The sequence below is a fragment of the Parafrankia sp. BMG5.11 genome (genome assembly GCF_004337455.1).
On record NZ_SJXI01000027.1, the window covers coordinates 520,894 to 542,765 of the forward strand.

The 21,872-nt window shown below is 65.4% G+C and carries 21 protein-coding genes; 12 read left to right on the top strand and 9 right to left on the bottom strand.

Translation table 11 applies throughout. The features are described from left to right. Window positions 1-59: 59 nt before the first annotated feature. The gene (ppdK, locus tag E0504_RS20530; protein WP_131625575.1) at window positions 60-2,726 is read left to right on the top strand and encodes a pyruvate, phosphate dikinase; all 2,667 of its coding nucleotides are present in this window, start codon (window positions 60-62) and stop codon (window positions 2,724-2,726) included. A 14-nt stretch (window positions 2,727-2,740) separates the two neighbouring features. Here ppdK and E0504_RS20535 read toward each other — a convergent pair whose 3' ends face one another. Next, complete coding sequence (locus E0504_RS20535) at window positions 2,741-3,499, bottom strand: methyltransferase domain-containing protein (RefSeq protein ID WP_131625576.1); 759 nt, start codon at window positions 3,497-3,499, stop codon at window positions 2,741-2,743. 44 nt (window positions 3,500-3,543) lie between these two features. On the opposite strand from E0504_RS20535, the gene E0504_RS20540 reads away from it, so the two are divergent. The 4 genes from E0504_RS20540 to E0504_RS20555 all read left to right on the top strand — a co-directional run bounded on the left by E0504_RS20540 (window position 3,544) and on the right by E0504_RS20555 (window position 7,293). Continuing rightward, window positions 3,544-4,341 (top strand): ComF family protein, encoded by a 798-nt coding sequence (locus tag E0504_RS20540; protein ID WP_131625577.1) that lies wholly within the window; start codon window positions 3,544-3,546, stop codon window positions 4,339-4,341. A 302-nt stretch (window positions 4,342-4,643) separates the two neighbouring features. After that, complete coding sequence (gene hisI, locus E0504_RS20545; protein WP_131625578.1) at window positions 4,644-4,991, top strand: phosphoribosyl-AMP cyclohydrolase; 348 nt, start codon at window positions 4,644-4,646, stop codon at window positions 4,989-4,991. A 31-nt stretch (window positions 4,992-5,022) separates the two neighbouring features. Beyond that, entirely contained in the window at window positions 5,023-5,466 is a 444-nt protein-coding gene (locus E0504_RS20550; protein ID WP_131625579.1) for a MerR family DNA-binding transcriptional regulator, read from the top strand. A gap of 27 nt (window positions 5,467-5,493) precedes the next feature. Next, window positions 5,494-7,293, top strand: coding sequence for an acyl-CoA dehydrogenase C-terminal domain-containing protein (locus E0504_RS20555; RefSeq protein WP_131625580.1), 1,800 nt, complete (start codon window positions 5,494-5,496; stop codon window positions 7,291-7,293). Window positions 7,294-7,302: 9 nt separating this feature from the next. On the opposite strand, the gene E0504_RS20560 is transcribed toward E0504_RS20555, so the two are convergent. From E0504_RS20560 to E0504_RS20575, 4 genes are read right to left on the bottom strand one after another with little or no spacing between them, the layout of a single operon-like run. Continuing rightward, window positions 7,303-8,412, bottom strand: a complete 1,110-nt coding sequence (locus E0504_RS20560) for a PA0069 family radical SAM protein (protein ID WP_131625581.1) — start codon at window positions 8,410-8,412, stop codon at window positions 7,303-7,305. Window positions 8,413-8,440: 28 nt separating this feature from the next. Continuing rightward, on the bottom strand, window positions 8,441-8,968 hold the full coding sequence (moaB, locus tag E0504_RS20565) for a molybdenum cofactor biosynthesis protein B (RefSeq protein WP_131625582.1): 528 nt from the start codon (window positions 8,966-8,968) through the stop codon (window positions 8,441-8,443). 12 nt (window positions 8,969-8,980) lie between these two features. After that, a complete protein-coding gene (locus E0504_RS20570; RefSeq protein WP_207974544.1) occupies window positions 8,981-10,744 on the bottom strand; it encodes a transglycosylase SLT domain-containing protein in 1,764 nt (587 codons plus the stop codon). Then, a complete protein-coding gene (locus tag E0504_RS20575; RefSeq protein WP_131625584.1) occupies window positions 10,723-11,544 on the bottom strand; it encodes a uracil-DNA glycosylase family protein in 822 nt (273 codons plus the stop codon). Before E0504_RS20575 ends, E0504_RS20570 begins: the two co-directional genes overlap by 22 nt. A gap of 35 nt (window positions 11,545-11,579) precedes the next feature. Here E0504_RS20575 and E0504_RS20580 point away from each other — a divergent pair, with 35 nt between their 5' ends. Beyond that, window positions 11,580-13,229: an electron transfer flavoprotein-ubiquinone oxidoreductase gene (locus tag E0504_RS20580; RefSeq protein WP_131625585.1), complete on the top strand. Its 1,650-nt coding sequence runs from the start codon at window positions 11,580-11,582 to the stop codon at window positions 13,227-13,229. A gap of 4 nt (window positions 13,230-13,233) precedes the next feature. Here the strand turns inward: E0504_RS20580 and E0504_RS20585 are convergent, their stop codons facing one another. Further along, window positions 13,234-13,686 (bottom strand): ion channel, encoded by a 453-nt coding sequence (locus E0504_RS20585; protein WP_131625586.1) that lies wholly within the window; start codon window positions 13,684-13,686, stop codon window positions 13,234-13,236. A 51-nt stretch (window positions 13,687-13,737) separates the two neighbouring features. On the opposite strand from E0504_RS20585, the gene E0504_RS20590 reads away from it, so the two are divergent. The 6 genes from E0504_RS20590 to E0504_RS20615 all read left to right on the top strand — a co-directional run bounded on the left by E0504_RS20590 (window position 13,738) and on the right by E0504_RS20615 (window position 20,106). Continuing rightward, complete coding sequence (locus E0504_RS20590) at window positions 13,738-14,547, top strand: 4-(cytidine 5'-diphospho)-2-C-methyl-D-erythritol kinase (protein ID WP_131625587.1); 810 nt, start codon at window positions 13,738-13,740, stop codon at window positions 14,545-14,547. Continuing rightward, window positions 14,544-15,275 (top strand): N-formylglutamate amidohydrolase, encoded by a 732-nt coding sequence (locus tag E0504_RS20595; RefSeq protein ID WP_131625588.1) that lies wholly within the window; start codon window positions 14,544-14,546, stop codon window positions 15,273-15,275. The genes E0504_RS20590 and E0504_RS20595 overlap by 4 nt, the downstream gene beginning before the upstream one ends. 65 nt (window positions 15,276-15,340) lie before the next feature. After that, window positions 15,341-17,188 carry a dihydroxy-acid dehydratase gene (gene ilvD / locus E0504_RS20600; RefSeq protein ID WP_131625589.1) on the top strand — a complete coding sequence of 616 codons (1,848 nt, stop codon included), beginning with the start codon at window positions 15,341-15,343 and terminating at the stop codon, window positions 17,186-17,188. Between the two features lie 5 nt (window positions 17,189-17,193). Beyond that, entirely contained in the window at window positions 17,194-17,544 is a 351-nt protein-coding gene (locus E0504_RS20605; protein ID WP_131625590.1) for a hypothetical protein, read from the top strand. Beyond that, the gene (locus E0504_RS20610; protein WP_131625591.1) at window positions 17,531-18,925 is read left to right on the top strand and encodes an NAD(P)H-hydrate epimerase; all 1,395 of its coding nucleotides are present in this window, start codon (window positions 17,531-17,533) and stop codon (window positions 18,923-18,925) included. The genes E0504_RS20605 and E0504_RS20610 overlap by 14 nt, the downstream gene beginning before the upstream one ends. Then, window positions 18,922-20,106, top strand: coding sequence for a class I SAM-dependent RNA methyltransferase (locus E0504_RS20615; RefSeq protein WP_131625592.1), 1,185 nt, complete (start codon window positions 18,922-18,924; stop codon window positions 20,104-20,106). The genes E0504_RS20610 and E0504_RS20615 overlap by 4 nt, the downstream gene beginning before the upstream one ends. Here the strand turns inward: E0504_RS20615 and E0504_RS20620 are convergent. From E0504_RS20620 to E0504_RS20630, 3 genes are read right to left on the bottom strand one after another with little or no spacing between them, the layout of a single operon-like run. Further along, window positions 20,103-20,876: a hydrolase 1, exosortase A system-associated gene (locus tag E0504_RS20620; RefSeq protein WP_131625593.1), complete on the bottom strand. Its 774-nt coding sequence runs from the start codon at window positions 20,874-20,876 to the stop codon at window positions 20,103-20,105. The two genes, E0504_RS20615 and E0504_RS20620, sit on opposite strands and share 4 nt — an antisense overlap. Further along, window positions 20,873-21,559: a hypothetical protein gene (locus E0504_RS20625; RefSeq protein WP_207974545.1), complete on the bottom strand. Its 687-nt coding sequence runs from the start codon at window positions 21,557-21,559 to the stop codon at window positions 20,873-20,875. Before E0504_RS20625 ends, E0504_RS20620 begins: the two co-directional genes overlap by 4 nt. Beyond that, window positions 21,556-21,861: an acyl carrier protein gene (locus E0504_RS20630; protein ID WP_373693920.1), complete on the bottom strand. Its 306-nt coding sequence runs from the start codon at window positions 21,859-21,861 to the stop codon at window positions 21,556-21,558. Before E0504_RS20630 ends, E0504_RS20625 begins: the two co-directional genes overlap by 4 nt. Window positions 21,862-21,872 lie beyond the last annotated feature (11 nt).

Here is a 21,872-nt window from a genome sequence, read left to right on the forward strand (position 1 = left end):
CTGGACAGTGTGACACGTGTGACACTTCCATCAAACCACACAGCCAGACAGGGGCCCGCATGACCAGAACCGTCTACACCTTCGGCGGCGGCGCCGTGCACGACGATCCGCGCGCCCGGGACAAGACGATCGTGGGCGGGAAGGGCGCCAACCTCGCCGAAATGGCCGGCATCGGCTTGCCCGTGCCTCCCGGCTTCACCATCACCACCGAAGAATGCGTCCGCTACCTGGCCGAGGGCGGCGACTTCTCAGGCGATCTGCAAGAAACCATCGCTAAGGCGCTGCAACATATCGAGAAAACGGTCGGCAAGCGGTTCGGCGACCCGGCCGATCCCATGCTGGTGTCGGTGCGCTCCGGCGCGCGGGTGTCGATGCCGGGCATGATGGACACGGTGCTCAATCTCGGTCTCAACGACCAGACCGTGCAGGGCCTGGCAGTCGTCAGCGGGGACGAGCGCTTCGCCTGGGACAGCTACCGCCGGTTCATCCAGATGTATTCCGACGTGGTCCTTGGACTTGACCACGGGCTGTTCGAAGAGGCGCTGGAAATCGCCAAGGAAGACAAGGGTCTCTACGCCGACACCGAGATGGAGGCTGAAGACTGGCAGGCGCTGGTCGCGCAGTACCGGGCCATCGTCGAGGAGGAACTCGGCCAGCCGTTCCCGCAGGACGTGACCGAGCAGCTGTGGGGCGCGATCCGGGCGGTGTTCGACAGCTGGGACAGCGACCGGGCCAAGGTCTATCGCCGGCTCAACGACATCCCCGCCGGCTGGGGGACCGCGGTCAACGTACAGGCCATGGTGTTCGGCAACATGGGCGAGACGAGCGCCACCGGCGTCGCCTTCACCCGCGACCCCGCCACCGGCGAGCGCGCCTACTACGGCGAATGGCTGGTCAATGCGCAAGGGGAGGACGTCGTCGCCGGCATCCGCACTCCCCAGTACCTCACCCGCGCCGCCCGCGAACGCGCCAACGCCAAGCCGCTCAGCATGGAAGAGGCGATGCCCGATGCCTATGCCGAGCTTGCCCGGGTGTTTGACATCCTGGAACTCCACTACCGCGACATGCAGGACATCGAGTTCACCGTCGAACGGGGCAAGCTGTGGATGCTCCAGACCCGCTCCGGAAAGCGTACTGCCAAGGCTGCGCTCAAGATGGCGGTCGACATGGCGGGCGAGGGGCTGATCGACGAGAAAACCGCGATCCTGCGGGTCGATCCGATGGCGCTCGATCAGTTGCTACACCCCACGCTCGATCCCCAGGCACCGCGTGATGTCCTCACCACCGGCCTCCCCGCGAGCCCCGGCGCCGCGTCGGGCAAGATCGTGCTCGATGCCGATACCGCGGAAAGCTGGGCCGCGCGGGGCGAGAAGGTCATCCTCGTGCGTGTGGAGACCAGTCCCGAGGACATCCACGGGATGCATGCGGCGCAAGGCATCCTTACCGCGCGCGGCGGCATGACGTCACACGCGGCGGTGGTCGCGCGCGGAATGGGCCGCTGCTGCGTCTCAGGCGCGTCCGCCGTGCAGATCGACCGCGCAGCCCGCACGCTGCGCATTGGCGGGCGCGAACTGGCCGAAGGCGATGTGCTGACCCTCGACGGCAGCACAGGGCAGGTCATGGCGGGGGTGGTCGCCACGATCGAACCAGAACTGGCCGGCGATTTCGGCGTGCTGATGGAATGGGCTGACCGGCATCGCCGGATGGCCGTGCGCGCCAATGCCGAAACGCCCGGCGACTGCCGAATGGCGCGCCAGTTCGGCGCCGAGGGCATCGGTCTCTGCCGTACCGAGCACATGTTCTTCGATGCCAGCCGGATCAGCGCCGTGCGCCAGATGATCCTGGCCGAAGACGAGGCTGGCCGGCGCAAGGCCCTGAGCAAGCTGCTACCCGAACAGAGGGCGGATTTCGCGCAGATTTTCGAGGTGATGGCCGGCCTGCCATGCACGATCCGCTTGCTCGACCCCCCGCTGCACGAGTTTCTGCCGCACGACGACGCCGAGTTCGCCGACCTGGGCGAGGCCACCGGCTTTGGCGTCGATCACCTCAAGCGCCGCGCGGCCGAGTTACACGAATTCAATCCGATGCTTGGCCATCGGGGTTGCCGGCTCGGGATCACCTATCCCGAAATCTACGAGATGCAGGCGCGTGCCATTTTCGAAGCCGCATGCGATGTCGCCGCGGCATCGGGCGCGGCGCCAGTCCCCGAGGTGATGATCCCGTTGATCGCCACCAAGCGCGAACTGGAGATTCTGCGTGCGCTGGTGGACCGCGTGGCCGCTGAAGTGTTCGCCGAGAAGGGCAGATCGGTCGACTATCTGGTGGGTACGATGATCGAGCTCCCACGCGCTGCCCTCATGGCTCACGAGATTGCCGAAGAGGCACTGTTCTTTTCGTTCGGCACCAATGACTTGACGCAGACTACTCTCGGCTTGTCGAGGGATGATGCAGGCCGCTTCCTGGGGGCCTACGTCGATCAGGGGATTTTTGCGCGTGACCCTTTCGTCAGCCTGGATGTCGAGGGCGTCGGCGAACTGGTCCGCCTCGCTGCCGAGCGCGGGCGGTCGACCCGGACAGACATCAAGCTGGGCATCTGCGGCGAGCACGGCGGCGATCCCGCGTCGATCCAGTTCTGCGAGAGCGTGGGACTCGATTACGTCTCCGCCAGTCCCTATCGCGTGCCGATTGCGCGGCTGGCGGCAGCTCAGGCGGCGCTGCGCGCCTGATCGTTCGCGGTTGCTCAGTCTTTCCAGCCGGTAAGGGTCAGAATCTCGAGCGTTTCGATCACCCGGCCGTCGTCGTCGGCATCCGCCAGAAACGCCTTTCGCGCACGATCCAGACCGGTGCGGGTCAGGGGCGGCGCACTGTCGGCGAGCGTGCTGGTAAGCCCTTGCGCACGCAGATCGGCGACCAGCGTGTCGAGCGCGCCGTACCGCAGGCGCAAGGTCCAGGCGTCTGCCACCTGCCGCGCGAAACCAGCGCGCTGCAGCAGGCCGGCGCCCGAGCGAGCATCGACAGCCGGGTGCAAGCGCGCCGCTGGCCGTTCGCCATCGGCGGCGAGCAGGGCCGAGCGCAGCCGCGGCAGGCTGCCGGCGCCGATCATTCCGGCCAGCATGACGCCGCCCGGCGCCAGCGCGGCGCGCTGATGGATCAGGGCGCCCGGCAAGTCGTTGATCACATCGAGTGCGGCCAGGCTGACGATCAGGCCGAACTCTCCGAACGGCAGTGGCCGCTCCAGATCGATCGCCTCCGGTTCAGCCACGGTCACGCGGACGCCGTCCCGCTCCAGCGCGCGGCCAAGCCTGGTGCTTCCCACCCCCACTACCAGCGCGCGCGTGGGTTCGAGCCGCATGAAGGCGACCCGGTCCAGCATGTCCTCAACCATCGCCTCGGCCAACCAGTGAGCAGCATCTGCCTGTTGCTGGAGGACCTGCGCCCGGGCGGCGCGCGCGGTCCGGCGCCGGGCGCTGAAAATTGTCGGTGGGGCGGCATCGGTCATGGCAAACCTCACGCACCATCGTCGCGCGCGATGCAAGCGAGACGATGAGCGCGAAAGCGATCTTGCGCGACAGTCTCGCGCCGCTGGTAGATCTTATCTACCCGCCGCGCTGCCCTCTATGCGGCGCGGCGATCGGCGCACAGACCGGCCTGTGCAGCGACTGCTGGAGCGAGTTGCGCATCCCGTCGGAGCCAGCTTGCGTCACCTGCCAGCGCCCGTTCGGCCACTCGGCGGCCGGGAGCGGAGCGGTCTGCGCCGTGTGCCTCGTCAAGCCGCCGCGCCACGACGGGATCGCCGCCGGTACGCTCTATGGCCATGGCTCGCGCAAGCTGGTGCTGGCCTTCAAGCATGGCCGGCGGATCGCGCTCGCGCCGATGCTCGCCCGGCTGATCGTCGCCCGCTTGCCGGCTCTGGAGGGGACGTGGCTGGTGGCCCCGGTGCCGCTCCACCGTTGGCGCCTGTGGTCGCGCGGCTACAACCAGGCCGCTCTGCTGGCGCGAGAGGTGGCCCGGCTGACCGGGCAGACGCTGGCCCTCGATCCGCTGATCCGCACGAAGCACACTGCCACGCTTGGCGGGCTGGGACGCACGGCGCGCGCGCGCGCGTTGAGGGGCGCGCTGACCGTGAATCCGCGTTACGCCGCCGGCCTAAAGGGCGCGCAGGTTATCCTGGTGGATGACGTGCTTACCAGTGGCGCGACCAGCGATGCCTGCGTCCGGGCGCTGAAACGTGCCGGAGCAGACAAGGTCATCGTTGCGTGCTTTGCTCGCGTGCTGGATGAGACGGATGGAGAGGTGCCGGAAAACGAAACGCCCGGGGCGTTAACCCCGGGCGCACCGTGACGAAATACGCTGAACCCGCCTTTCGGCAACAGCGGCCACCCCCTATGGCCGCCAGGTTCGATCCCTCATCGTCTGCCGATCCCGTCGCGACCTGATGCAAGCATTGGCGCGTTTGCCGTGATCGGCGGTCCCTGAACCTGGCACGCTATGGCTGCCGCGTTCCGGCTCGCCGCCCTTGCGGACTGCACAGCCTGTGTCTCACCGTTCGCCGGTTCATCAAATAGACATGTGGCAAAGACACTGATTTTGCCCAATCTCTGTGGTTATGATGCAACAAGGTGTGGCGTTAAGGAGAGTGACGAATGCACGCGCAGTTTAAGCCCAAGTACGATCAGCAAGGGCTGCTTACCGCCGTCGCGATCGACGCCGCCAGCAAGGCCGTGCTGATGGTCGCGTTCATGGATGCCGAAGCGCTTGCCGCAACTCGGGCGACAGGGTTCGCGCATTTCTATTCCCGCTCGCGCGGCCGCTTGTGGAAGAAGGGCGAAAGCTCGGGCAATGTCCTGCGCATCCAGCGCATTCTGGTCGACTGCGACCAAGACACTCTGCTGCTCGAGTGCGTCCCGGCGGGACCGGCGTGTCATACCGGCGCGCAGAGCTGCTTCTTCAGTGAACTCGACGGCGAGGTTCTCCGTCCCGTCACAACTTGACGCGCACGTAAAGCAGCGAGTATCGTGACTTATGGCCGAACCCGCCCGCAGCGCCGAATCCGCTCATCAAGGGGCGCACCTCGAACGGCCCGATCATCTTGATCGAGAGCAGTTCTCCATTTCCGACCTGACGGAGGAATTCGGCTGCACCGCGCGCGCGCTGCGGTTCTACGAGGACGAGGGTCTGATCGCGCCGCGCCGTGTCGGTCTGGCGCGGATCTACTCGACGCGTGACCGCGCGCGCCTGGCCTGGATCATGCGGGCCAAGAACGTCGGCTTCAGCCTGGGCGAGATCCGCGAGATGATCGACCTTTACGATCTGGGCGACGGCCGGGTCGAGCAGCGCCGCGTGACGATCGAAAAATGCCGCGAGCACGTCGCCAAAATGAAAGCGCAGCGAGACGACATCGATTCGGCGATTGCCGAGCTGACCGCTTTCATCGCGCACGTCGAGCGCGTCGCCGAAGAGCGCTGAACGCTCACGCTATACTAAGGACATTCAATGCCGAGCTATACTGCCCCGACCCGTGACGCCAAGTTCATCCTCAACGAGGTGCTGGACGTGGCGAGCTATGGCAACCTGCCCGGCTTCCAGAGCGCCACGCCCGATCTCATCAACACCGTGGTGGACGAAAGCGGCAAGTTCGCGGCCGCGGTCCTGGCGCCGCTCAACCAAGTGGGCGACCACGAGGGGTGCACCCGTCACCCGGACGGATCGGTAACGACGCCGACCGGCTTCAAGGCGGCGTTCGATCAGTACGTGGAAGCGGGCTGGAGCACGCTGACCGCGCCGGAGGAATTCGGCGGGCAGGGGATGCCCCACGTGCTCGGTTCAGTGCTGGAGGAATTCATCTCGTCCGCCAATCAGTCGTTCGGCATGTATCCGGGGCTGACGCAAGGCGCGGTGAGCGCCATTCTGGCCACCGGCAGCGACGAACAGAAGGCGCTCTTTGCGCCCAGGATGATCGCCAATCAGTGGCTCGGGACGATGAACCTGACGGAGCCACAGTGCGGCACCGACCTGGGCCTGATCCGCACCCGTGCCGAGCCGCAGGGCGACGGCAGCTTCGCCATCACCGGGACCAAGATCTTCATCTCTGCCGGTGAGCACGATCTTGCCGAAAATATCATCCACCTGGTCCTCGCCAAGACGCCCGGCGCCCCTGACAGCAGCAAGGGCATCAGCCTATTTATCGTGCCCAAGTTCCTGGTGGGCGACGACGGCTCGATCGGGGAGCGCAACGCGGTCCAGTGCGGTTCCATCGAGCACAAGATGGGCATCCACGGTAACTCGACGTGCGTGATGAACTACGATGGTGCCAAGGGCTGGCTGGTCGGCGAGGAGATGAAGGGACTGGCCGCGATGTTCATCATGATGAACGCCGCGCGGCTTGGCGTGGGCATCCAGGGGCTGAGCCAGGCGGAAGTCGCCTACCAGAACGCGGTCGCCTATGCCCGGGATCGGCGCCAGGGCCGGGCGCTGACCGGTCCGGCTGACCCGGCCGAGAAGGCGGACCCGATCATCGTCCATCCCGATGTCCGGCGGATGCTGATGGACGCCAAGGCGTTTACCGAGGGCATGCGCGCGCTCGTCCTGTGGGGCGGGTTGCTGGTTGACCTGACGCACAACGCCCCGAGCGAAGAGGAGCGCGGTCAAGCTGATGCGCTGCTCGGGCTGCTGACCCCGGTGATCAAGGGATATGGCACCGACAAGGGCTTCGACACCGCGGTGAACATGCAGCAGGTGTTCGGTGGCCACGGCTACATCCACGAATGGGGCATGGAGCAGTTCGTCCGCGACGCTCGCATCGCCCAGATCTATGAAGGCACCAACGGCGTGCAGGCGATGGACCTGTGCGGGCGGAAGCTTGCCAGCAAGGGCGGGGCAGCCATCCAGGCGTTCTTCAAGATGGTCGACGACGAAGTCGCTGCCAGCGACGGGGAGCTCGCGCCGCTGGCCGAAGCCCTCGGCAAAGCGGTGGGTGAGCAGAAGGCGGCCACCATGTGGTTCATGCAGAACGCCATGGCCAACCCCAACAACCTGGGCGCAGGCGCGCATCACTACATGCACATCATGGGTGTGGTGTGCCTGGGACTGATGTGGCTGCGCATGGCGAAAGCGGCGGCGGTGCGGGTGGCCGACGGCGACGGCGACGGCGCGTTCTACCAGGCCAAGTTGACCACCGCGCGCTACTTCTTCGAACGCTTCGTGCCGGACGTTGGAGCGCTGCGACGCAAGATCGAAACGGGCGCCGAAGCCTTGATGGCGCTGGACGAGGACGCCTTTCTCACCGCGGCTTAGCGTTCTGCGTCACAGCAGCCGCAACTGACCTCCGTTCGGTGGCGGGCGGAACTGCGTGCAGTCGAGCTCGAACCGCTCCTTGCGCATGCCTGCGCGGGAGGCGGCGATGCGAAAACGGGCGCGGAACAGATCGGCCCACACGCCGCTCGGCTTCATGCGGCTGAAAAATGCCGGGTCGTTGTCGCGCCCACCCCGGATCGACTGCACGATGCTCATCACCTTGTCGCCGCGTTCGGGAAAATGGACCGATAGCCATTCGCGAAACAGCGGGGCGACTTCATAGGGCAGACGCAAAGGTATCCAACCTGCCGATCGCACGCCAAGCGCTCCGGCGCGGGTGATGATCTCCTCCATGAACTGGTCGGTGATCGCCGGGATGATCGGGGAAACCGAGCAGTGCGTCGGCACGCCCGCATCCACCAGCTTGCCGAGCGCGGCCAGTCGCTTGGCAGGCGCTGCTGCGCGCGGTTCGAGCTTGCCGGAGAGTGCGGGATCCAGCGTCGTTACCGACACGCAGACCGCGATCAGCCTCAGCCGGGCCATTTCTGCCAGCAGGTCGATGTCGTCGCATACCCGGTCTGACTTGGTGGTGATCGTCACCGGGTGGCGGGCATCGAGGCACACCTCCAGCAGTTCGCGCGTGATCCGATAATTCCGCTCTATCGGCTGATACGGATCGGTGTTCGTGCCCATGGCTAACGGCTGCGGACGGTATCTGGGCTTGGCGAACGTATCGCGCAGCAGGCGGGCGGCGTCGGGTTTCGTGAACAGCCGGGTTTCGAAATCCAGGCCGGGCGACAGATCGTGATAGGCGTGGGTCGGGCGCGCGAAGCAATAGATGCAGCCATGCTCGCAGCCCCGGTACGCATTGACGGATCGGTCGAAACCGATGTCCGGCGAGGTGTTGAAACTGAGGATCGTCTTGGGGTGTTCTGCCGTGACCGTCGTGCGCAGCTTCACCGGCGGGCCCCCAGCTTCCCTGGCAAGCTGTTCCATGTAATCGCGCCAGTCGCCATCTTCCTCACGGGTGTTGAGGCCAAACCGGGTGGGAGCACCATCCGACTGGGCGCCTCGGCCGCTTATTTCTGGTGCGAATCGCCGTTCCACATGGCGGAACATAGAAGGAACATCGGCTGGGTGGTAGCCGCTATTGCTCCTGCAAGCGGGGCAGCAGATCAACGAAGTTGCAGGGGCGATTACGGCTGTCGAGTTGCTCGGCAAGGATGCCGTCCCAGCCATCCTTCACCGCGCCGTTCGATCCGGGGAGGGCGAAGAGGTACGTCCCGCGCGAAACGACAGCGCAGGCGCGGCTCTGGACGGTGCTGCTGCCAATCGAGCGATAACTGAGCCGTCGGAACAGCTCCCCGAAACCGGGAATGTCCTTCTCCTTCACGCGGTCGAAGGCTTCTGGCGTGACATCGCGCCCCGTCAGTCCGGTGCCCCCGGTGGTGACGACCACGTCGATGGCAGGGTCGTCGATCCAGCCATTGAGCCGGTCAGCCAGCGCGTCCAGATCGTCGCGCTCGATCGCGCGCGCGAAGAGGTGGTGGCCCGCGTTCCGGATGCGCTGAGCAAGAATATCGCCACTGGTATCGTCCGCAGGCGTGCGGGTATCGGAGACGGTGAGCAGCGCGATGTTGACCGGGCGGAACTCGCGCGCCGGATCGATCGGCATCAATCTGCCCCTCTAGTTGGCGCGGGTCAGACGGACTGCGCGGCTGCCGGAAAGCTCAGGGAAGGTCGGCCACATGCCCTGGGCCAGCGCCTTGCGGCTGTCGCTCGCGCCGCCGGCTTGCCGCTCGTACATCCAGTAATTGCGCATCACGATGCCGACATAGCCGCGCGTCTCCCAGTACGGGATGCTTTCCATGTAGAGCAGCGGATCGCCCAGATCGCGCACTTCGCTGTTCCATCGGGTGATCGGCGATAGACCCGCGTTGTAGGCGGCCATGATCTTGGGCAGCAAACCGCCGGTCGCGGCGCTGTCGCGGAGCATTTCCAGGTTCTCCTGCCCGAATGCGAGATTGGTCGCCGGGTCCGACAGGTTGACGTAGCTCGCGCTCATGTTCAGCCGCGGTGCGTGCTGGCGCACCGTGATCGGGGTGATCTGCATCAGCCCCTTCGCCTCAGCCGGGCTGACGGCGTTCACCTGGAACCGCGATTCCTGCAGCGTGTGGGCAAAGGCAAGCGCTGGATCGACTTTCCAACCGGTCGCCGGCTGCCAGCGCGGGGCGGGGTAGCGCAGGGCGGTTTCAGCCCGGGCGCCCCGCGGGGCATTCGCCGCCATCCACAGTTGTGTCGATGGCAGACCCAGCTCCCGCGCAAGCCGGCTGAGCGCATCGTATTGACTGGCGGGCCCGATCTTCGCCTCGTAGCGCAGCACCTGGTCGGCCAGGCTGTCGCGGCCGATCTCGGCCAATGCCACGGCGGTGCGCACGTTGGGCTCGTCGCGCAGCCGCTGCCAGTCCGCGAGATCGAAGTCGGCCGTCCGCTTGCCGCCGGGCAGGTCCTGGCCCAACTGCTCGCGGGCGAGCATACCGTAGAGCGTTTCATCGAGCCGCGCTGCTCCGCGCAGTTGCTCAGCGGCGCGCTCAGGTTCGCGGCAGCGCACCAGGGCGCGGCTGGACCAGTAATACGCGGCTGCGGTCAGTTCCAGGTTCTGCGCGGAGCCCGCCGCGCGCCGGAACGCATCTGCCGCGCCGGCACAATCGCCCAGCCGCCACGCGGCAAGGCCCGCCGCCCAGTCGCCTTCGCCGACCCATGCGCCGCTGCCGCCATCACGGACGGTATTGGCCATCGCCAGCGCGGAGGCGTCGTCATTCTCGATGTAATAGCTCCACGCGACGCGCTGGCGCCATTCGGCGCGCGCCGCGCTCGAAAGGCCGGCGTCAACTCCGTCGAGCAGGATCCGCGCGCCGCCGGGATCGTCCGCCTTGATCCGCTCGAGGATCGCCGCCGACACTTCGGCCGGCATCGTCCCGTCATTGACCGAACGGGGCAGCGTCCGATTGGGCGCGTAGGGCTGTGCGACCAGTTGCTGCGGTACAGGAAGACTGGGTACGGTCGCCAGTCCGCGCTTCAGACCCAGGCTGGCGATCTGCTGCGCCTGCGGCAGCGCCGTTCCCTTGTCGAGCCAAGCCTGGATGGCGGGCAGTTCAACCTTTGGACTCTTGGCGTGAAGAAAATATTCAGCGCGGGCGACCTGGTGCAGCGGGCCGTCCGCTTTCTCGGCGAACATCGCATCGACCCGGGTCCAGTCGTTAAGGTCGATCGCGGCGAACAGCGACTTGTACCAATCGCTCTCAGCCTTGCTCAGCAGCTTCGGAACGTTGGTGGAGTTGGCGCGGGCGCGGAAATATTCGGCGGCGCTCGAATTGGCGAGAGCTGGGGACGACACCGCGCAGGCGATCACGCCCGCCGCAGCCAGAGCTATCCGTGTGGTTCGTCCCATGTTTGCCCGTCCGTCCAATCCAGCCAGCGTTGCCATAACCTCGCCCGGAGTGCCGGTTTGGCCAGCAGCCGGTCGAGCCCCGCTTCGTGCAGCGCCGGTACCCTGCCGCCTTCATGGTTAAACGATTGTAAATTTGGTGAGCCTTGCGCTGGATCGTGCCCGCAAAGCGGCAGGATGCTCTGACCGAGCACGAGCAGCCGCTTCGGACGCGCCAGCATCACGTGGTGAGCAAGAACCGCGCCCATCCCATCCGCCGTGATCTGGCGCCAGTCTGCCATCGGCGTGTGCCGTGGCAGCACGCTTGCGAGATAGACGCGCTCATCGGGCAGGCCCGCCGCGGCTAGGAAGCCTGACAGGAGCTGGCCTTCCCGGCCTGTCAGGATGGTTTCGCGATCATGCTCCTCGGGCATCGCCACCAGCACCATGAGTTCCGCGCCCACGTCGCCGCGGGGTGCGATGCGCGGGGCAAGTCCGCCTTCATCAAGCGAAGGTTCTTCAAGCCACCAGTTACGAAAGGATTCCAGGTCGCCTGGCCACCGCGCCCGATCGCCGCCAATCGCGGGCGCTGGCGGCGGCGTGGGCAGCGGTGCTGCGGCAGCGGTCTGGCTCGGCTCCGCAGCGGGAGCGGCTCCCTTTTGCTCGCCCAGCCACTTGCGCGGCGTATCACCGAACGTGGCATCGACGCCGGCTTCCCGCCACCAGTCCAGCGCGGCGGCAATGTCTCTTGCGAGCACGGAAGAGGTCGGGGTGGGCATGATCAGGAGCGGCTGGGTCTTGACCTGCCCCGCCGCTGCAATCAAGCGGATAGCAACGCAAGAACTGGAGCCTTTCAGGCATGATTGAACGTGAATCGATGCCGTGTGACGTGGTGATCGTCGGCGGTGGCCCCGCTGGCCTGTCCGCCGCGATCCGCCTCAAGCAGATCAATTCCGAACTCGAAGTGATCGTGCTGGAAAAAGGCAGCGAAATCGGCGCGCACATCCTGTCGGGCGCGGTGGTCGATCCGCGCGGGCTTGATGAACTGCTGCCCGACTGGCGGGATCAGGGGTGCCCGATGGCTGAAGTGCCCGTGACCGACAACTGGCACTGGGTTCTGTCGAAAGGCAAGAAGACCAACCTGCCGCACCTGATCATGCCGCCGTTCATGTCGAACGATGGCAACTACACCGGATCGCTGGGCAACCTGTGCCGCTGGCTGGCCGAACAAGCCGAAGCGCTGGGGGTCATGGTATTCCCCGGCTTCCCCGCGGCAGAGGTGATCATCGGCGAAGACGGGGCCGTCGCCGGGGTCATCACCCAGGACATGGGCGTGGCGGCGGACGGCGAGCACAAGGGCGATTTCCAGCCGGGCATGGAAATCTACGCCAAGTACACCCTGTTCGCAGAAGGCGCGCGCGGCCACCTCACCAAGCGGATGAAGTCCAAGTACAATCTTGAGGCCGATTGCCAGCCGCAGGTCTATGGCCTCGGCATCAAGGAAGTATGGGATATCGATCCCGAAAAGCATGTGCCCGGACGGGTGATCCATACCCAGGGCTGGCCGCTCAACGAAAGCGAGAGCTGGGGTGGCGGGTTCATCTACCACCAGGCGAACAACCAGATCGCCATCGGGTTTGTCACCGCGCTCGACTATCGCAATCCCTACATCAGCCCGTTTCAGGAATTCCAGCGCTGGAAGCATCACCCGGCGGTTCGCGAGTACCTCGAAGGTGGCAAGCGGGTCGCGTACGGCGCGCGCGCCATCAACGAAGGCGGCTGGCAATCAGTCCCCAAGCTGGCTTTCCCGGGCGGCGCGCTGATCGGATGCTCCGCCGGCTTCGTGAACGTGCCCCGGATCAAGGGCACGCACACCGCGATCAAGAGCGGCATGCTGGCTGCGGAAGCGGCTGCTGCCGCGATCGGCCGAGGTGACGAGCGGACCGAGCTGATGGATTACGACGCGGCGCTCCGCGACAGCTGGATCGCGCATGAACTGAAACTGGTGCAGAACGCGCAGCCGGCGGTCGCGAAGTTCGGCGGTGACATGGGCACGATCGTCGCAGGCCTCGACATGTGGTTGCGCTATCTCAAGATGCCGATCATTCCCGCGTTCAAGCACCACCGCGACAGCGAGATGACCGAGCGGGCCGACCTGTACCAGCCGATCGCCTATCCCAAGCCCGACGGAGTGATCAGCTTCGACCGGCTGACCAGCGTCGCCTTCAGCTATACCAACCATGCCGAAAACCAGCCGGTCCACCTGGTGGTCAAGGACATGGAGTTGCAGAAGCGTAGCGAACTGGGCGTCTATGCCGGCCCGTCGCAGCGTTATTGTCCAGCCGGCGTGTACGAATGGCTGGTGGACGATGCGACCGGTGAGCCGCGGTTTCAGATCAATTCGCAAAATTGCGTCCACTGCAAGACGTGCGACATCAAGGATCCGAACCAGAACATCACGTGGGTTGCACCCGAAGGCGGGGGCGGACCCAATTATCCGAACATGTGAGGCGCTAGTCGGGCATCAGCTTGTTGGCCTTGCTGACGATGAAGGCGGTCGACCAGCCGATCAGCAGGAAGCCGATCAGCGCCTCGAACGCGCCGATCAGCCGCCAGTCGGGCGGGAAGTATTCGGCGGTCCGGCCAAGCGTCGTGTATGTGGATGCAGAGTAGAACAGCGCCTCCTTGACCGTCTCGACCCCGCCGACCCACAAGTAGAATGCACCAAACAGGCCGATCTCCAGCGAGTGCAGCAGCAAGAGCATGAACCCCATCGCCGACATCTTGATGATGCTGTGAATGCCGAAATTGAGCTCGTCGAGGCGCTCTTCCCGCAAATTGAGCAGGTGCGATATCGCAGTGATGCCGAACGCATGAACCACGGTCATGGCCACCATCAAGCCGCCTGCGGCGCTCAACTGTTTGCCAAGCGCGATCGTGTCGGACGTCTGTTCCATCATACCCATGCAAATGGTGGTCGGGACCGATGCGTTCCTGTTCCGGATGGAAGGGGCTGAATGCGCGAGATTGCATACGCCAAGATCAACCTGGCGCTGCACGTCCGTCGCCGGCGCGACGATGGCTATCACGAACTCGAGACACTGTTCGCGTTCGTCGATGCGGGCGATCTGCTGGTCGCCCGGCCGTCAGACCGGGACGAGCTGACGGTAAGCGGTGAGTTCGCCCCGCAACTGACTGATCCATTTGGCAATCTCGTGACCGCTGCTCTGGGCAAGTTGCCGCGGGCGGGCGGGCTTTCGCTTGCGCTTGAAAAGAACCTTCCGGTGGCGGCGGGGCTTGGCGGCGGATCGGCGGATGCCGGCGCGGTATTTCGGATCGTGGATGCGCTCCATGGTTTGCCGGGCGACTGGCTGCGGCGGGCGGCGTCCCTGGGGGCGGACGTTCCGGCGTGCGTCGCAAGCCGGATGTGTCTCGGTTATGGCTCGGGCATCGATTTAGCTCCTATAATCAATGATCTAGAGGGCGCGCCTGTCATCCTTGTGAACCCCCGGGCGCCGCTGGCGACCGGCGCGGTGTTTGCCGGCTGGAGCGGAGAAGATCGCGGTCCGCTCCCGGTCGGACCGGCGTCCATCGTCACCCAGCAAGGGCGCAATGATCTTGAGGATTCTGCCGTTGCCCTGGTTCCGGAAATCGCAGGTGTCCTCAGCGCCCTCCGCCGAACCGGCGCGTCGGTCGCGCGGATGTCGGGATCGGGAGCGACCTGTTTTGCCCTCTATTCCGACGCTGCCGCGCAAGCGGCAGCGGCGGCCCAGCTGTCCGGCGAGCATCCAGGCTGGTGGATCATGGAAGGTAAGCTGCGACCATGACATCTTGGCAACCCTGGCGCCGCATCGGGCCTCAACGCTCCCCGGCAGGGATCGTACTGATAGCGGATCACGCGTCCAACTTCGTGCCGGCCGGGATCGACCTCGGTATCGCGCCTGAATTGCTCGACCAGCACATCGCCGTCGACATCGGGGTGGAGCCGGTCGCCGAACTGATGGCGCAGGACAGCGGGATCCCCGCTCACCTGGCAACCGTCAGCCGGCTGGTATGCGATCTTCACCGGGAAGAAGACCATCCCGCCGTGGTTCCAGCGATCAGCGACGGGCATGCGATACCTGGGAACGCGGGAGCCGATGTAGAAGCGAGGTTGAACCTTTTCCACCGGCCATATCATGCTGCTTTGGCTGCATGGCTGGACGAGGTTGAACCGTCGCTGATCATCTCGCTGCACAGCTTCACCCCTTCGCTCCGCAGCGCACCAGCGGCGCGGCCGTGGGAAGTCGCGCTGCTCTATAACGAGGATGATCGCGCCGCTCGGCTTGCGATGAACCTCTTTCGAGCGGCTGGCTTCACGGTCGGCGACAACGAACCGTACTCCGGCCGCCAACTCAACGCGACGATGAACCGCCATGCCGAGGCGCATGGTCGACCGTATCTCGCGATCGAGGTGCGGCAGGATCAGATCGCTGAGCCCGCGGGGCAAGCGCTCTGGGCGCACCTGATCAGCGATGTCGCGGCGCGGGTGGCGCTGCTGCTTGAGGCGCCTTAAGGAAATGCCGTTGGGACGGAGCAGCATCCTGGCCTAGCCTTTCTCGACAGCCAAGGACCCTGCACATGCCCGAACTCCGTTCCCGCACCTCCACTCATGGCCGCAACATGGCGGGCGCCCGGGGTCTCTGGCGCGCGACGGGCATGAAGGACGGCGATTTCGGCAAGCCGATCGTGGCGGTGGTCAATTCGTTCACCCAGTTCGTGCCCGGGCACGTCCACCTTAAGGACCTGGGCCAACTGGTCGCCCGGCAGATCGAGGCGGCGGGAGGAGTCGCGAAAGAATTCAACACGATAGCGGTCGATGATGGCATAGCGATGGGCCATGATGGGATGCTGTATTCGCTCCCGTCACGCGAACTGATTGCCGACAGCGTCGAATTCATGGTCAATGCCCATTGCGCTGACGCGATGGTGTGCATCTCTAATTGCGACAAGATCACGCCGGGCATGTTGATGGCTGCGCTGCGGATCAACGTGCCCGCTGTCTTCGTCAGCGGCGGGCCGATGGAAGCCGGCAAGGTGGTGGTGAAGGGCAAGGAGATCGCTCTCGACCTCGTCGACGCGATGGTCGCCGCGGGCGACGAGAGCTTCTCTGACGAAGAAGTCGCGGATATCGAGAGGGCGGCCTGTCCAACCTGCGGATCGTGCAGCGGGATGTTCACCGCCAATTCGATGAACTGCCTGACCGAAGCGCTCGGCCTGTCGTTGCCCGGCAACGGCTCCGTACTGGCCACGCATGCCGACCGGCAGGGGCTGTTCGAACGGGCAGGGCGCCTCGTCGTGGAGTTGTGCCGCCGTTATTACGGGGATGGGGATGCCAGCGTACTGCCACGCTCGATCGCCAGCTTCGAAGCTTTTGAAAACGCCATGAGCCTCGACATTGCGATGGGCGGTTCGACCAACACGGTGCTCCACCTGCTGGCAGCCGCGCACGAGGCCGGGGTCGATTTCACCATGCACGACATCGACCGTCTCAGCCGGCAAGTGCCCTGCCTGTGCAAGGTCGCGCCGGCCAAATCGGACGTGCACATGGAAGATGTCCACCGGGCCGGGGGCATCATGGCTATCCTCGGTGAGCTTGACCGCGGCGGCCTGTTGCATACCGCGCTACCGACCGTGCACTCTCCGACGCTGGGTGATGCGCTTGCCGACTGGGATGTGCGGCTGACCAACAACCCCGCGGTGCAGGATTTCTATCGCGCCGCGCCCGGGGGCGTCCCCACGCAGACTGCGTTCAGCCAAGACAAGCGTTGGGAGGCGCTCGACACGGATCGTGCAGGCGGGGTGATCCGCTCACGCGAACACGCCTTCAGTCAGGACGGAGGCCTTGCCGTCCTGCATGGTAATCTTGCGCAGGATGGCTGCATCGTGAAGACCGCGGGAGTGGATGAAAGCATTCTTTCGTTCGGCGGTCAGGCGAAGGTGTTCGAAAGCCAGGACGCCGCGGTGGCGGCCATCCTGACCGATCAGGTCGTGTCCGGAGACGTGGTGGTGATCCGCTACGAAGGGCCACGCGGCGGGCCGGGGATGCAGGAGATGCTGTACCCCACCAGCTACCTGAAATCGAAAGGCCTCGGCGCCGAGTGCGCGCTGATCACTGACGGCCGCTTTTCCGGCGGCACGAGCGGCCTGTCGATCGGGCACGTAAGCCCGGAGGCAGCGGAGGGAGGGACGATCGGTCTGGTCCGCGACGGCGACTGGATAGAAATCGACATCCCTGCTCGGACCATCCAGTTGGTTGTGCCCCAGGATGTGTTGTCTCACCGTGCGGCGGAGCAGACGGAGCGCGGTTGGCATCCGGCGAAGCCGCGCCAACGGGCGATCTCGACCGCACTGCAGGCGTATGCCGCGATGACCACCAGCGCCGCGCGTGGGGCGGTGCGGGACCTCAGCCGGCTAAGGCGCGGGTGATGCGATTGTGTCTTGTCGCGGCGGTGCTGGGCCTGGCTGCGTGCTCGCAAGGAGAAGCGCAGCCGCAGGCCAGCCCGGGCGCTCGCCAGATCGAGTGCGCGCAAGGATCAGGAAGTGCCTTTGCAGCTGATTGCCTGGTCGAGCGGTTTGCAGGCGAAGAAGGTTCGGAATTCGTGGTGCGGCATCCGGATGGCGCGTTCCGGCGTTTTCGTATCGCGCAGGACCGCACCAGCATGGTGGCGATCGATGGCGCGGACGATGCAGTCAGCACGCTTGTCGGCGATCCCCCGGTGATGGAGGTGGCCGTCGGCCCGGACCGCTACCGTTTCCCGGCGGACATCGATGCGCAACCCTGACCAGGTCCTCACCGCCGATCAGATGCGCGGCGCTGAGCAGGTGCTGGTAGCGCAAGGAGTATCGATCGATGAACTGATGCTGCGCGCCGGGCGAGGGGCGGCGGATTGGGTCCACCGGACGGCGTTGGGTCGTTCCGTGACGGTGCTATGCGGGCCGGGCAACAATGGCGGTGACGGATATGTCGTTGCCGAGCACCTGCGCCATCTAGGGTCTGACGTGCGAGTCATCGCTCCGGTGGATCCGGCGACAGACGCTGCCCGCCGCGCAAAAGCGCGCTGGCAAGGGAACCAGGTGGAAGGCGCCCGGGGCGGCGTGTTGGTCGATTGCCTGTTCGGGTCCGGTTTGTCCCGACCACTCGCTAGCGAACACAGCGACCTTCTTGCCAAGCTTGCCGACGCTCACGATTTCGTGATCGCGGTGGACCTGCCGAGCGGCGTTTCGTCGGATGACGGAGCGATCCTGGGAACAGCGGTTCGCTGCGATCTCACCTTGGCGCTGGGCGCGTGGAAGCCGGCGCATTTCATGATGCCGGCCAGCGACTGCATGGGGGAAGTACGCCTGGTTGATATCGGCATAGAGCTAGCCAGCACGGTTGCGCACCTGTTCACGGCGCCGCGCTTCAGTGCTCCCGCACGCGGCGCTCACAAGTATTCGCGCGGCATGGTCGGCGTGGTGGGGGGCGTGATGCCGGGAGCAGCGCTACTCGCCGCCGAGGCGGCGATGCGCAGCGGCGCGGGTTACGTCAAACACCTCGCACAGCCACTCCCTGCCACGCACGCGCGCGCGTTGGTGAATGACAGTCGCCCGATTGGTCTAGCGCTTGCCGATCCCCGCTTTTCGGCATTGGTCATAGGACCCGGGCTGGGCCGGGACGAAGCTGCTCGGCAGAACCTTGGCATGGTGCTGGAAAGGGGGATACCGACGGTCATCGATGCAGATGCGTTGCATGTGCTCGACGATGACCACCTGGAAGGAGTTGCCGCCGCTCGGCTACTGCTAACCCCGCATGAAGGCGAGCTTGCCGCGCTGTGCCGGCGATTTGCAATCGCCGCTTCAGGCAAGATCGACCGTGCCAAGACGCTTGCCCAAACGATCGGTGCGACTGTGCTGGCGAAGGGTCCGGACACCCTGTTGGCGGGAGCAGGTGGCGAACTGGCTTTCTTCGCTCCGGGACCGAGTTGGCTTGCCACGGCCGGCACCGGCGATGTGCTCGCCGGTATCGCGGCCAGCCGGATGGCCGCGGGACGTGACCCCTTCCGAGCGGCAGGCGAGGCGGTCTGGCTGCACGGGGAGGCGGCTCGCGTCGCCGGTCCGGCACTGATTGCCGATGATCTGATCCGCAATCTTTCAGCCGCTTACGATCGGTTCTTGCGCACGTGACAGAGGAGATCGTCCGGGTTGCAGCGAAAGGAGACGGCGTGACCCCAAGCGGGCGCCACGTGGCGTTCGCCGCGCCAGGAGATGTGATTGCAGACGACGGCAGCCTGTTGCCTGGACCTCACCGCGCCGCGCCTCCCTGCCGTCATTTCGGAAAGTGTGGCGGCTGCCAGCTTCAGCATCTCGACGAAGGCGCTTTGGCAACCTTCGTACGTGATCGGGTCGTGCTAGCCGCCGAGGGTCAGGGAATACTGCCCGTGATGGTCGCGCCAACCCATTTGTCACCGTCGCGCTCACGCCGTCGGGCATCGCTGCATGCGTCAGCGCAGGGCGGACGCGTCGTAGTCGGTTTTCGAGAACTCGCCTCTCACAAGATCGTCGACATGCGCGAATGTCACGTCCTCCGGCCTGAACTGTTCTCGTTGGTCGCGCCGCTCCGCCAAATGCTCGCCAGTCAGCGAGGGAGATGGGCGGTGGATGTGGACTTGACGCTGAGCGACCAAGGGGTCGACTGCAACTTGCGTCATTTTGCAATGGAAGGTCTCGCCGCGACAGAGGCCGCGCTGCACTTTGCGCAGACCAATCGATTGGCTCGGCTGACGGCGGACCTGGGATTCGGGGCGGAAGCGCTGTGGGAGCCGGAACCCGTTACCGTCACGTTGGGCGGGATGCGCATCCCCCTGCCCAGCAGCGCGTTCCTGCAAGCGACCGCGGACGGAGAGGCAGCACTGGTTGCCGCAGCGCGCGAATGGCTGGCCGACAGCACCTACTCCGCCGATCTGTTCGCGGGGCTTGGCACGTTCGCATTCGCGTTGCCTGGTCGGGTCGCGGCGTTTGAAGGGGCCCGCGATGCCTACCTCGCATGCCGCACGGCCGCGGGCCGAACCGCGTCTCGGGTGGAAGCGCACCATCGGGATCTGTTCCGCAACCCACTCCAGCAAGATGAACTGTCGCGCTTCGATGGAGTACTGATCGATCCGCCGCGGGCAGGTGCGCGGGAGCAAGTGGCTCACATCGCCAGCAGCGCGGTCTCAAGGGTCGTTTATATCAGCTGTAACCCGGCAAGCTGGGCGAAGGACGCACGAACACTGATCGATGCCGGCTTCAGTCTTGCCGAGTTGCGCCCTGTCGGCCAGTTCCGCTGGTCCACGCACGTAGAGCTTGCCAGCCTTTTCGTGCGCTAGCCGCGCAAGATCTCGAGCAGGTTCCGCTCCAAGAACTCCCGCGCGTGAGGTTCACTCCAGGCATGACCAGCGCCGTCGCAGCGCACCACCCGCGTATCGTCGGCATCCCAGTTGCTCGCGAAAATCTGAGCCGTGCGATCCGATCCTGCAACCAGTATGCGAACGGGGCCGTCGAATGCCGCCAGGCCGGTGGCCATTTCACTTGCGAGTGTTGTGGGGGCAGACGTACGCCGACCGGCTCGCACCAAACCTTTCGCAAGCTTGCCGAGATCAACTCCGCCACTCAGCAATCGGGCGAGTTCTCGAGGATTCTTTAGCTTTTCAGCATAGCGCGCACGCACCGCTTCGGGCGGCGGCAGGGCGCGGTCATCTTCGACGGTCCAGGGGTTTGATAGCACGAGTGCATCGCAATCGAGCCCGCTCGCCAGCATCAGGGCACTTGCTGCGTCGCAGGTGCCAAAGCAGACGACCCGTTCGATTTGGGGTGCGATGACTCGGAAGGCTGCGAGCGCAGACTGGATATCGCGCGTGCTCTTGCGAAAGCCCTTGTTCTCACCACCACTGTCGCCGACCCCCCGCCGGTCGAAACGGAACACGGGGTAGCCTGCGGCGGAAATGCGTGCCGCAAGTGCCGCCTGGCCTGAAAAGGCGCCCGACCGTACTTCGTTGCCCCCGCTGACGAGCAGCAGCCCGCTGACGCCGGCAGCCGTGTCCAGTGAGCCCGCCAGGGTGGTGTCGGCGCATTCGAAGGTCAGGTGAAGCCGTGTCATGTACCGGCGATGCCAATCGCGAGCATGGCTGCCAAAGCATCTGCCTGTTCGGGGTCTTCACCGGGTTCGGCCCGCCGCCACAGGCCAGTTCCGCCTGCCAGATCCTGATCGATGGGCACAAGTTCCCCTGACGGGGTGGCCGCTTCGAGGCTGCGGAACATTTCTGCACCGATGGTCCAGCCGGCGAGTTCGATCCCGTCGGTCCGGGCACCGTTCTGAAGGTCCTCCAACCGCTCGGCTTTGCCAGCTTCGCGCGCGGTAATGGCGCGGGCGCGCAGCATGGTTCGCAGCACCCTGGCGCCGGTGACCGGCCCGAATGCCCAGCCGGGCAGCTCTTCGGGAGCGATCAACCCGCCTGCGCGAACCGCGAACACGTGTGTCGCGGCAAACTCCCTGGCAGCGGCGGTGCCTGAGTGTCGCCAGCTTGCCAACGTCTGTTGGGCTAACGGTGCCTCGCTCTCGTTGCAGCCCGCGAGATCAGGGAGGAAGCAGTCGATACCTGACAGATCGAGGCGGCGCATGATTTCGACGGTTTGGCGCCGCAGCTTGTTTGCCTCATCGAACCAGGCCGGCAGCACGAGCAGACGATGCTGGCGCCCCTTGTCGAAGACGAGCGCCAGTTCGTCGTGCGTCCCTCCGTTGATTGAGGGGCACGGCCAGTCGATGTATTCGAAAAGGGTCACGCCGAGGCGGCTTTGACCTCGGCGAAGGCGAGCAGGCCGCCATAGGTTTCAAGCATTTCGCCGTCGACGTCCTCGTCATCAATGACGATGTCGAGTTGGTCCTCCATTTCGGTCAGCAGCCCGGCGACGGCCATGGAATCGAGCTCAGGCAGGTGCCCGAACAGCCCGGTGTCGTTGTCGAACGTCGCGACGCGATCCGGGTCGAGGCCCAGCGCGTCGACCAGAATCGAGCGCAGCCGGGCGTCGATCTCAGTGCGACTCGCGCCCAGGTGATCCTGATCAACCGTCATACGGTTCCCCATCCGAAATGCGC